This window comes from Methylomagnum sp., assembly GCF_054333355.1.
Genome location: NZ_JBTEKS010000127.1, coordinates 1 through 10,600, shown reverse-complemented (window position 1 = coordinate 10,600; position 10,600 = coordinate 1). Strand labels below are relative to the sequence as shown.

At 60.1% G+C, this 10,600-nt stretch carries 11 protein-coding genes; 8 read left to right on the top strand and 3 right to left on the bottom strand.

Going from position 1 to position 10,600, the window contains the following annotated elements; genetic code table 11:
• On the top strand, window positions 1-443 hold a 443-nt coding region (locus ACXWUF_RS11450; RefSeq protein WP_458494812.1), incomplete at its 5' end, for a TetR/AcrR family transcriptional regulator C-terminal domain-containing protein.
• A gap of 136 nt (window positions 444-579) precedes the next feature.
• Window positions 580-1,125, top strand: a complete 546-nt coding sequence (locus ACXWUF_RS11445; protein WP_458494811.1) for a hypothetical protein — start codon at window positions 580-582, stop codon at window positions 1,123-1,125.
• A 67-nt stretch (window positions 1,126-1,192) separates the two neighbouring features.
• Here ACXWUF_RS11445 and ACXWUF_RS11440 read toward each other — a convergent pair whose 3' ends face one another.
• On the bottom strand, window positions 1,193-2,050 hold the full coding sequence (locus tag ACXWUF_RS11440; protein WP_458494810.1) for an isocitrate lyase/PEP mutase family protein: 858 nt from the start codon (window positions 2,048-2,050) through the stop codon (window positions 1,193-1,195).
• On the bottom strand, window positions 2,050-2,667 hold the full coding sequence (locus tag ACXWUF_RS11435; RefSeq protein WP_458494809.1) for a DUF502 domain-containing protein: 618 nt from the start codon (window positions 2,665-2,667) through the stop codon (window positions 2,050-2,052). The genes ACXWUF_RS11440 and ACXWUF_RS11435 overlap by 1 nt, the downstream gene beginning before the upstream one ends.
• 474 nt (window positions 2,668-3,141) lie before the next feature.
• Here ACXWUF_RS11435 and ACXWUF_RS11430 point away from each other — a divergent pair, with 474 nt between their 5' ends.
• The gene (locus ACXWUF_RS11430) at window positions 3,142-4,611 is read left to right on the top strand and encodes a PQQ-dependent sugar dehydrogenase (RefSeq protein ID WP_458494808.1); all 1,470 of its coding nucleotides are present in this window, start codon (window positions 3,142-3,144) and stop codon (window positions 4,609-4,611) included.
• 114 nt (window positions 4,612-4,725) lie between these two features.
• Here the strand turns inward: ACXWUF_RS11430 and ACXWUF_RS11425 are convergent, their stop codons facing one another.
• Window positions 4,726-4,944 (bottom strand): YgaP family membrane protein, encoded by a 219-nt coding sequence (locus ACXWUF_RS11425; protein ID WP_458494807.1) that lies wholly within the window; start codon window positions 4,942-4,944, stop codon window positions 4,726-4,728.
• A 144-nt stretch (window positions 4,945-5,088) separates the two neighbouring features.
• Between ACXWUF_RS11425 and grxC the strand changes: the two genes are divergently transcribed.
• From grxC to ACXWUF_RS11400, 5 genes are all read left to right on the top strand, one after another.
• The gene (gene grxC / locus ACXWUF_RS11420; RefSeq protein WP_458494806.1) at window positions 5,089-5,346 is read left to right on the top strand and encodes a glutaredoxin 3; all 258 of its coding nucleotides are present in this window, start codon (window positions 5,089-5,091) and stop codon (window positions 5,344-5,346) included.
• A 272-nt stretch (window positions 5,347-5,618) separates the two neighbouring features.
• Complete coding sequence (locus ACXWUF_RS11415) at window positions 5,619-6,203, top strand: hypothetical protein (RefSeq protein ID WP_458494805.1); 585 nt, start codon at window positions 5,619-5,621, stop codon at window positions 6,201-6,203.
• An 88-nt stretch (window positions 6,204-6,291) separates the two neighbouring features.
• A complete protein-coding gene (locus ACXWUF_RS11410; protein WP_458494804.1) occupies window positions 6,292-8,031 on the top strand; it encodes a multicopper oxidase domain-containing protein in 1,740 nt (579 codons plus the stop codon).
• An 8-nt stretch (window positions 8,032-8,039) separates the two neighbouring features.
• Complete coding sequence (locus ACXWUF_RS11405) at window positions 8,040-8,927, top strand: copper oxidase (RefSeq protein ID WP_458494803.1); 888 nt, start codon at window positions 8,040-8,042, stop codon at window positions 8,925-8,927.
• A gap of 536 nt (window positions 8,928-9,463) precedes the next feature.
• The coding region (locus ACXWUF_RS11400; protein ID WP_458494802.1) for an ammonium transporter at window positions 9,464-10,600 on the top strand (1,137 nt) is incomplete at its 3' end.

The window sequence follows — 10,600 nt, the reverse complement described above, 5'->3', positions numbered from 1 at the left end:
ATTACAGCGATATGTTCGTCGCCACCCTGCCCGCCGACTGGACGCAGGCCAAGCCGCTGGAAGAAACCTTGCTGGAGTTCGCGAGGGAATTCCTGTTCCGGCTGACCCGGCCCGAGATGATCCGGCTCCGCGCCCAGCTGATGGCGGAGGCCCACCGTTTTCCGGCACTGGCCGCCGAGTTCTACGCTCAAGGCCCGGAGCGCACGCTGGACCGGCTGGCGCGGTTCTTCGCGCTTCACCAGCGGGCCGGGCGGGTGCGGGACATGGAGCCGTTGTTTTTGGCGGGACAGTTCGTCAATTGCCTGCGGGGGGAGCGCTTCCAGCGCTTGCAGTTGGGATTGGAGGAAACGCCGACACGGGAGGAGATAGACGATTGGGCGGGCAGGGCGGTGGGGTTGTTTTTGGGCGGGGCGTTTGGCGGCGGCTCATCGCCCCATCCCTGAAGGGCTGTTCCCAAGTATCGGTTTTGGAATGGTAAAATGTCGGCTCTCATTTGAAACACCTCGGAATCAGGAACGGCGTTCCCCGCCCTCCGCCGAGCTATTCCAAACTATAACAACCCCAGAAGGTATTCTTGTCATGAGTGCATCTCCCAAGGCGTGTGAGCAGTGTTCGACCCATCGTGTCGCCATTGGCAAGCGTTTTTCTTCTCTGCCCGCTTGGCGCCGGTACGCCGGATCAATGCTGATTTTTCTTCCGCTGGTGGTTTCCCTGCCGTTCGTTCTGATTGGCGCCTGGGTGCTGTACGCCCATCTGCGCGTCATGGGCGCCAAGAACATCAAGGGTTATTGGGAGTTCGTTCCCGCCGGTTCCAGCTACCGTTATAGCAAGCTGTCCGACCAAATCGTCTTCAAGATGGACCCGACGGCACCCTGGTCGAACGTCAAGGCGTTCTGGCAGTTCAACTGCAATTTCTATTGCCCCCTGAGCGTGGGCCTGTATGAATGGTCCACCTATCTGGTGAAGGCCGTCGAGAACTTCTGGTGCCCGTTCTTCCATGAGCGCAAGGCGACTTATGCCGAGTCCGCCATCGACCAGTCCTATTGGCACATGAAGCCGGAAGGCCGCGACCTGCTGCACCCGGAAGACCGCGACTGCACGATGTGGAACGAGGACGCCGGGTAAGCTACGCCGCTTCACGTAGGCCGACTCGGTTTTCAAAGCCGAGTCGGCCTTTGCCCACGCTCTAATTTCAAAACTTATACCGCTCCTCCTCCTCGTAATATCCCGGAAATCCCACCGCCGCTTTCAGCGCCTCGAAGTCCATGATGTTGTCCGGCTTCTCGTGCCGCTTGAGTTTCGCCAGCGCCAGCCGCATCGCCACAATCGAGGCATTCAACAAGGTCAGGGGATATACGGCGATTTGGTAGCCGATGACTTGTAGCTCCTCGGGGGATAGCACCGGGGTTTTGCCCTGTTCGATCATGTTGGCCATTTTCGGCCCGTCCACTTCGGCGCAGTAACGGCGCATTTCCCCGACGCTCTCCGGCGCTTCCAGAAACGCGATGTCGGCGCCCAATGCCCGGAATAGCTGGCAACGGGCGATGGCTTCGTCAATGCCGTCCGTGGCGCGGGCGTCGGTGCGGGCCATGATGAGAATGTCGTCCCCGGCGTCGCGGGCGTCCACCGCCGCCCGGATGCGCATGGCGGCTTCGTCCTGGCTCACGATGGCCTTGCCCTGGGTGTGGCCGCAGCGCTTGGGGGCCACCTGGTCTTCCAGCATCACGCAGGCGAACCCGGCGCGGGCGTAGCCCCGCACCGTGCGCTTGATGTTGATGGCGTTGCCGAAGCCGGTGTCCCCGTCACCGAAGATGGGGATGGACACGGCCCCGCAAATATCCCGGCCCTGCTCGACCAATTCCCCATAAGAAATCAAGCCCGTATCCGGCAGCGCCAGCCGCGCCGCCGAGACGGCGAAGCCACTCATGAACGCGGATTCGAAGCCCGCCTCTTCGGCCAGGCGGGCGGACAAGGCGTCGTGGCAGCCGGGCATGACCAGAATGCCGGGCCGGGCCAGCCGTTTTCTCAAGGCTTCGGCGGGGGGCTTCATTAGGGCGTTTCTCCGGCGGAAGGAACGGGCAATCTCAGGCGGGTGGTTTCATCGGGCTTGGGTAAGTCAACGCCCAGGCTAATCACAAAGCTGGACGCCTGTTCGATACTCATATCCGAATGAATCACCTTGGATTCATGCACGATGATGGTGAAGCCGGAGGTGGGATTGGGCGAGGTGGGGACATAAACGATCAATTGCTCACCCACCCGGTTGGTGACATAGGCGGGAACCCACAGGCCATCCTTGGGATACTCGATATAAACCACTTCCCGCAACCGGCCTTCTTCGTCGCCCCGGAACAGGTTGAGGATTTTCTTGGAAACCCGGTATATCGTCCCTAGCAGGGGTATCCGGTTGATGAACTTCTCCAGGAAGTAAAGCAGGTAGGCTTTGTCCTGCTTGAGCAAATAACCCGCATAGACGAGAACGGAAATTGCCATCGCGAACAGTATGACGGGGAATAACACGTTCTCGTAACGGCCATAGATACTCAGCACGAAATCCCTGAGTAAGACTTCGATATAGATGACGATTTGGATGATGATGACGATGGGCAGGAGACCCAAGACGCCGATCAGGAAGTATTCAAAATAGCGTTGCAGTCGGTTTTTCATTTGATTTAACCCTCTGGCGTGGAAATGCTTCTGGCACTGGATGGTTTAGGATAGCGCAACTCGCCGTGGGAGCGGGCTTTAGCCCGCGATCATGCCGCGCTGGAGCGGTGGGCTAAAGCCCACTCCCACCGTCCTCCAATCCGAAGGCGCTCTGGCGCCCAATGCGGTCCGAAAGGCAACGCGCAGCGTACTCCACCGACCCGATACAACCAATGGGTGGCGGGGTGCTTCCCGCCCATCCGGCAAACGGTTTAATCTACCGGCTCTTATCCCCGCAGTTCCCGGATTCCGGGATCCGTCTCGGAGACCGGCGCGGCGGAAAAGACAAGCTTAAATGGAATTAACGGAGAGACACCTATGCCGACGAATAGATCATGGATGGCCGCGCCCGCCCGCCCCATTTCCGCCCATCACGCAAAACGGCAGGCTACCCGCGGGCACCAATTTTTGCCCCTGGCCCCGCTGCTTTTCTCAATGGCCGCCGACGCGCTGGCCGATCCCCGGATGCTCGACCCCAAGCTGGGCGTCCGCACGGTGGCTTCCGGCTTGGACAATCCGACCACGCTGGCCTTTCTCGGTCCCGACGATGTGCTGGTGCTGGAAAAAAACACCGGCCAAGTGCGGCGTGTCACCAACGGCGTGGTGACCGGAACCGTGCTGGATTTGCCGGTCAATTCGGCGTCGGAGCGCGGCTTGCTGGGCATCGCGCTACACCCGGCATTCGCCAGCAATCACTACGTGTATTTGTTCTGGACGGAAAGCTCGACCGCCGCCGACTCCTCCGAACCCAGCCAGACGCCGCTGCTCGGCAATCGGGTGGACCGTTATGTGTGGGACGGTGCCAGCCTGGTCCGCGACGACAACATCGGCAATGTCATCGACGGCAAGTTGTACCCCGGCAATATCCTCAAGCTACGCGCCTTGCAGGAGGACGCGGGGCAGGCGGCCGCAGGCAACCATAACGGGGGCGTGCTGGCGTTTGGCCCGGATGAGAAGCTCTATGTGTTCGTGGGCGACTTGGGGCGGCGGGGCGAAACGCAGAACCTCGCGTGTGGCCCGACCACGGCTTGCCCTGGCACGGCGGTGGCCGACGATGCCTACGGTGGCCCCGCGCCGGATCGTGCCCATCTGTCCGGCGTCATTTTGCGGGTCAACGACAACGGCACGTCGCCCACCGACAACCCGTTCTTCGTGGCGGGCGCGGCGCGGAACGGCGAGGCCGGGGCGATGCTGCAAAAGGTGTTTTCCTATGGGCACCGCAACAGCTTCGGCATGGCCTTCGATCCCAAGGGCGGGCGGCTGTGGCTGGCGGAGAATGCCGACGATGCTTTCAGCGAACTCAATCTCGTCAAGCCCGGCATGAACGGCGGCTGGGCGCAGTGGGCGGGACCGCTCAAACGAATCGGCCAATTCAAGGCCATCGAAACCGGCGCGGCACCCGGCACTTGCGCCAATCGGGCGTCCGCTGGGTTACAGCAATTGCGCTGGTCGGCGGACGGCCTCGCCAGCACCAGGCAAGCGGCTCAAAGGCGTCTGTTCAGCGTGCCGGGAGCCAGCTATCGCGACCCGGTGTTTAGCTGGAAATACGAAATCGCCCCGGCGGCCATTGGCTTCGCGGCAGGATCAGGCCTGGGCCAGCCCTTTGCGGGCGATTTGTTCATGGGCACCGCCGCCGCCAATGTGCGGGGCGGATTCCTGTTGCGCTTCGATTTGCTCGCCAACCGACAAAACGTGGCGGTGCGCGGCGCGGCGCTTCAGGATCGCGTGGCGGACAACCGCTGCAAGTTCGATCTGACCGAGAGCCAATCCCTGCTCGCCGGAGAAAACTTCGGCGTCGTCACCGATCTCCGCACCGCGCCGAACGGGAACTTATACGCGGTCTCGCTCTCCAATGGTGCGGTTTACGAAATTTTCAAAGCCCGGAAAGGAGCGCCGGGCCGCTGAAAGGAAGGCCAATCTTCGGGGACGCATCGGACAGCACCGGCGGGCAAATACCCGCCGGAGTCTTTGGAAAAGCGGACAGGCTTCTGAAGCGTCATGCATTATTGAATGGGCGATTCAGCGCTGGGCGCAACCCTCTTTGACGCCCAATTTCTTAAGGACGATTTCCAGCGGACAGAACCGGGTGAACCCGCTTTGCAATAGGTTCGCGCCCACGAAAACCGTGAACCAAAGCCAATATTCACTGACGAACAGCGGGCTGCCTTCGACGCCAAGCGCCAAGGACAGCAGCACGAAGGAACCGGCGAAAATGCGGACGAAGCTTTCGGTGGTCATTGGGAGTCTCCAGCTATGTTAGAATCCTCTAATATAATACGTATTCAACCAATACCAATCCACCCGCAACAAGCGACCGGTCCTCCGATTTAGTCCCGGAGACGGCGTTTTCACCCTGATGTGAGCCCCATGCCGAGAGTTGTTATGTACAGCACCGCCATCTGCCCGTTTTGTGTGATGGCGGAACGCTTATTAATAAAGAAGGGAATTACGGACATCGAAAAGATCAGGGTGGACCTGGAGCCGGCGCTAAGGCTGGAAATGATGGAGCGAACCCGGCGCCGGACGGTGCCGCAAATCTATATTGGAGACGTCCATGTGGGCGGGTTCGACGATCTATCGAGGCTGGACCGGGCCGGCGAACTAGACCGGCTGCTCGGTATCGATCAAGCCTTCGGCTAATCCGGCACCCAGAAAAAAACCAGATTGCCGACAGACGAAATGGGCCTAAAAAACGGCGTTTTGGGCCAGATTCGCTCTTGAAAACGGGGCATTCAGGCCACTGGCGGGCTAGCACTCAAATGTTGTATATGCCAGCCCGCTTATGTATATTCCTAGCGGTCCCGGGCTTCATCCGGAGCCGCAAGGAAAATAATTGAGCCTCCACAGGCAGGCTCAATTTCACTCAGTGACTATAACAATCACTAAAAAATCCATCGAGCGAGGGAAGAGTTATGCGTAAATCCAATTTCCTGAAGAAAGGGCTGCTCGCCTTGAGCATGCTGGTTTCCAGCGCCCTCCCCATGACCGCCTGGGCCCACGGCGGCGCCAGCGTGGACACCGACCAGTGCCGGGTACAGATCGGTTCGCAGTTGGTCCATTTCACGGCCTATCAACCGCAATTGACCGGCACCACCGAATATTGCAACTCGATTCCGGAACTGGGCAGTACGATCCTGGTATTCGACTATGAGGGTAAAGCCCTGCGCAATATGACGGTCGAATTTGAAATCACCAAGGAACCGGAAGGCACCCGCGTTTACTACCAACCGCCGGGCATCCACCCGACCGGCACCTTCAACACCACCGTTAATTTCACCGACTCGAGCAAATATCTGGCCCATATCACCCTGGTCAACGAAGGGCAGAAGGTGGACGCGCATATCGGCTTCGCCGTGGGTGCCGCCCAGTCCGGCCTGTCCACCAACACCTACATCGTGATTGGCGTGGTCCTGATCGCCGCTGGCTACATCACCTATCTCTCGAACGCTTCCTTCAAAAACGCCGTTGATAAAGTCATCGGCAGCAAGCAGGCTTAAGGAACTTTCCACGGGATCGCTGGCCCAAGCGCCACATCGGAAGGCTCGCCAGAGCCTTCCTTTCATCCCGTTTCCACTGGTATTCATTATGCAGAAACATTCCCTCGCATTCTTGCCCGGCTCCTTGATTTTGGCGTTCTCAGGGCTAGCGGGTGCGGTTGTGTCCGCGCCGCCGACCGCGAAAGTCCAACCCGGGGAAGCGGAACCGTTTTGCAATAGTGGCGCTCCGCCCGAATGGCGCCAGGCACAAGTTCTGGAAGGCGTGACCATTCAGGAATCGAGGGCGTGCAACCCGGACAATCCCGCCGACGTGGCGGCCTTCGTCAAGGGCACCAACAACATCTCCATGCAGACCCTCATGGACACGTCGAATCTGGCGGCGGACGCCGTCACCATGAGCAACGACATCGACAAGGATGGCGACCCGGATCACATCATCATCAAGCTGGAAGTCATGGAGATCAACGGCCACTCGCCCGACTTCCCGGGCGTGGTGCCGACCTTCGACATCGCGCCGGGCATTCAGCCGGGCTTCTGGGTGTTCGCGCCGAAGAGCCGCGACATGTCCACCAAGAGCTTCGCCAGCGCCGAGGCCAACCCGTTGCTGCGGATGCCCTCCGCGCCGATCCGCGTGGAGCAGGGCGACGTGGTGTGGATCGTGCTGGAGAACAGCCATTATTTCCCCCATTCCATTCACTTGCATGGCGTGGATCACCCATACATGGACCACGGCGGCGAGGGCAACGACGGCGTCGGCCAGACCAGCCAAATGGACGTGATGCCGGGCCAGAGCAAGACCTACGTCATCCGTCCCCGGCAGCCGGGCACCATGTATTACCACTGCCATGTGCAGCCGCATACCCATATTCCCATGGGGCTAGCGGGGATGTTCATCGTTGAGGAGAACCGCCCGAACAACTGGCCGCAGGTGTTCAACGTCGGCGCCGGGCAGGTTCGGCATCCCTCCGTGGCGGTCCTGGAAAAATACAGCCAGGAATACGATATCCATTACCAATCCGTGGATAAGGAACTCCACCAGATTCCGCAGTCGGCCAACGATCCGCGCTTGATCGCCAAGGCGATGAACCAGGAATACGACATCACCGACGCGTCCGACGATTATTTCCTGCTGAATGGCCGCTCGTTCCCCTACACCCTGCGCGAGTCCATCGTCGCGGTGAAGCCCAACGAAAAGGTGAAGCTCCGCATCCTGAACGGCCACACCGAACACATGGCCCTGCACACCCACGGCCACAAGGCGACCGAAACCCATTACGACGGCATAGAACACAATCCGGCGGCTCAGGTCACCCGCGACGTATACAGCCTGGCCCCGGCGCAGCGCTTGGACTTGGCTCTGGATACCACCGACGACGGCCTGCACAGCTATGGCGCGGGCTTATGGATGTTCCACGACCATGTGGAAAAGACCTTCACCACCGACGGCATGGGCGAGGGCGGCAGCATCAGCTTGATCGCCTATTCCGGCTACATCGACGAGAACGGTGCCCCCAAGACCCACGGCATGGATTTGAAGCCGTATTTCACCAAGGAATATTGGCAGCGGAAGGTTCCGGTATGGCAGGACTGGTTCGACGACTGGGGTAGCCTCGGTGCCCCGGCTGGCACCATGGACACCAATCCGGCCCCCGCCAAGGTGGTTGCGGCTCCGGCCCAGCCGAGCGCTCAGGCCACGGACTCGACGTCCGGGAATGGTCTCTTCTCCGGGCTGTTGTTGGGTGTCGCCGCGTACTTCCTGTACCTGTACCGCGCCCAGGTGTTGGCGTTCATAGGCCAGTTCGTATCTTCGGCCAAAGGCAAGCATTGAGGGCACCCATGACTATGTTCACTAAAACTCCCTGGATGGTTCTTGTCGCCTTGATGGTGGCCGCTCCTGCCTTCGCAGAGGAAAAGGCCGAAGAAATCGTCGAACACAACCAGTTCATGGACCACGGCGAAGGCCACCTGATGGACATGGACGGCGCCATGGTGATGGGCCAGAACAAGGACAAGATTCCGCCCGGCTGCGACAAAATCAGCGAGGACGCGGAAATCACCGTCCACGCCGGTCACAAGTATGCCAAGAACTTTCCCGGCACCATGTTCGGTTTCAGCGAGCACGAGTGGAAGTTCAAGCCCTGCACCCGGCTCACGGTCCACTTCATCAACGAGGATCACGTCCGCCATCAATGGATGATGCACGGCCTGCCCAAGTTTATGTACGACAAGGGCATGTTCCACTTGGAAGTGACCGGCCCGGCCAAGGTCAGCGGCACGCTCATCCTGCCCGGCGAGGACCGGACCTATCTGGTGCATTGCGATATCGCCCAGCACATGGAAAAGGGCATGAAGGGCCAGTTGATCGTCGGCAAGGGCGGCGCGCCGTTTCCGAGCATCCCCGGCGTGACCGATCTTGCGGTTCCCGATAACTACGGGACTCCGGTGCAATCCAGTGTCGCGCCTTCGCCAGCCGTTCAGCCTGTGGCGGCAACACCGCAACCTCCGGCTCCCGCGCCCAACGCCGTGGCTGCCAGCCAGCCCTCGTCCGGTGCCTTCATCTTCGGGATGATTCTGGGCGTGTTCGGCGCACCGTTCGCGGTTTCCCACTTCAAGCGCCATTGCCAGGGCAAATCCGCCTCGGACATTTTTGAAGGCGTCGGCGCTTGCGCGGGCAATGCCTTGGATAAAGTCTTAGGGCTGGCGAGTCGGCTGTTTAAAAAGTAGGGTCGGGTCGAAGAATCCGCGACCGCCTCTGATTCCAATCTTATGCGGCGGCTTCGACGAAGCCGCCGCTGCTTTTCCTCCTCCCCCCTCATCCCTCCTTACAAGTGTAGTTTTTTACGAAATCGCGGATTTGACCCCCTCTCCCATCGGGAGAGGGTTGGGGTGAGGGGATAAAAACAGGATTTCTTGCTTGCTTGGCCTCTCATGATTACCCGCTAAACCGCGTTTTGAGGAAGAAATCTTATTTCATCCCCCCTAACCCTAACCTTCTCCCGGTGGGGGAGGGGACAAAAGGCAAAAACCTACACTTGTAAGCCCCTCATCCCTCCCAATCGCTGCTATCGCTGGTCTATCTTTGGGCTGAATGACGGCGGCTGATTTCATTGTGGTGCGCAAACGACCCGTGGCGCACCACTTCGGCCCACAATTGGTCGCACCATATCGAGCAAGCCCGTTCCGTTTCGGCACAAAATCGGCCCATCATCGAGCGGCCCGCTTTTTGCTTGCTGCACGCCATCATTCACAGAGGCCCGGTTATGGAGACTATTAGCAAAAGCCAAGACGTTCTTTTCGTGCTGCTCGGTGCCATCATGGTGCTTGCCATGCACTCCGGTTTCGCGTTCCTGGAATTGGGCACCGTCCGCCGCAAGAATCAGGTCAACGCCCTGGTCAAAATATTGACCGACTTCGCCGTCTCGACGGTGGCGTATTTCTTCATTGGTTATTACATCGCCTACGGCGTCCAGTTCTTCCAGGGCGCCGACCAGTTGGCCCAGAACAATGGCTATGAACTGGTCAAATTCTTCTTCTTGCTGACCTTCGCCGCCGCCATCCCCGCCATCGTGTCGGGCGGTATCGCCGAGCGGGCCAGGTTCAATCCCCAGCTCGCCGCCACCTTCATCCTGGTGGGCTTGGTCTACCCCTTCTTTGAGGGCATCGCCTGGAACAAGCATTTCGGTTTCCAGGAATGGCTGGAACACAGCTTCGGCGCGGCTTTCCACGATTTCGCGGGTTCCGTCGTGGTGCACGCGGTGGGTGGCTGGATCGGACTCTGTGCCGTGCTGGTGCTTGGCCCTCGCCGGGGTCGTTACCATCGTGATGGCGCGATATCCGCCCACCCGCCATCCAGCATCCCCTTCCTGGCCTTGGGCGCTTGGGTGCTGACCGTGGGCTGGTTCGGCTTCAACGTCATGTCCGCCCAAACCCTGAACGCCATCAGCGGCTTGGTGGCTTTGAACTCGCTCATGGCGATGGTGGGCGGCACCCTCGCCGCGCTCATCCTGGGCCGCAACGACCCTGGCTTCGTCCATAACGGCCCGCTGGCTGGCTTGGTGGCGGTGTGCGCCGGGTCCGATTTGATGCACCCGGCTGGTGCGCTGGCCGTGGGTGTCGTGGCGGGCGCGTTGTTCGTCGTCATGTTCACCCTGACCCAAAATCGCTGGAAGATCGACGACGTGTTGGGCGTATGGCCGCTGCACGGTCTGTGCGGCGCTTGGGGCGGTATTGCCGCTGGCGTCTTCGGACAGGTGGAATTGGGCGGACTGGGCAATATCAGCTTTGTTTCCCAATTGCTGGGCACCGGACTCGGCATTGTCACCGCGCTGGCCGGGGGCTTCGCCACCTATGGCCTGTTGAAATGGGCCGTGGGCATCCGGCTGGACCCGGAGGAGGAA

Excerpts from the sequence above, each read along its gene's own strand:
- ACXWUF_RS11445 (WP_458494811.1), top strand. The coding sequence starts at position 580 with ATGAGTGCATCTCCCAAGGCGTGTGAGCAGTGTTCGACCCATCGTGTC.
- ACXWUF_RS11440 (WP_458494810.1), bottom strand. The coding sequence starts at position 2,050 with ATGAAGCCCCCCGCCGAAGCCTTGAGAAAACGGCTGGCCCGGCCCGGC.
- ACXWUF_RS11435 (WP_458494809.1), bottom strand. The coding sequence starts at position 2,667 with ATGAAAAACCGACTGCAACGCTATTTTGAATACTTCCTGATCGGCGTC.
- ACXWUF_RS11430 (WP_458494808.1), top strand. The coding sequence starts at position 3,142 with ATGGCCGCCGACGCGCTGGCCGATCCCCGGATGCTCGACCCCAAGCTG.
- ACXWUF_RS11425 (WP_458494807.1), bottom strand. The coding sequence starts at position 4,944 with ATGACCACCGAAAGCTTCGTCCGCATTTTCGCCGGTTCCTTCGTGCTG.
- grxC (WP_458494806.1), top strand. The coding sequence starts at position 5,089 with ATGTACAGCACCGCCATCTGCCCGTTTTGTGTGATGGCGGAACGCTTA.
- ACXWUF_RS11415 (WP_458494805.1), top strand. The coding sequence starts at position 5,619 with ATGCGTAAATCCAATTTCCTGAAGAAAGGGCTGCTCGCCTTGAGCATG.
- ACXWUF_RS11410 (WP_458494804.1), top strand. The coding sequence starts at position 6,292 with ATGCAGAAACATTCCCTCGCATTCTTGCCCGGCTCCTTGATTTTGGCG.
- ACXWUF_RS11405 (WP_458494803.1), top strand. The coding sequence starts at position 8,040 with ATGACTATGTTCACTAAAACTCCCTGGATGGTTCTTGTCGCCTTGATG.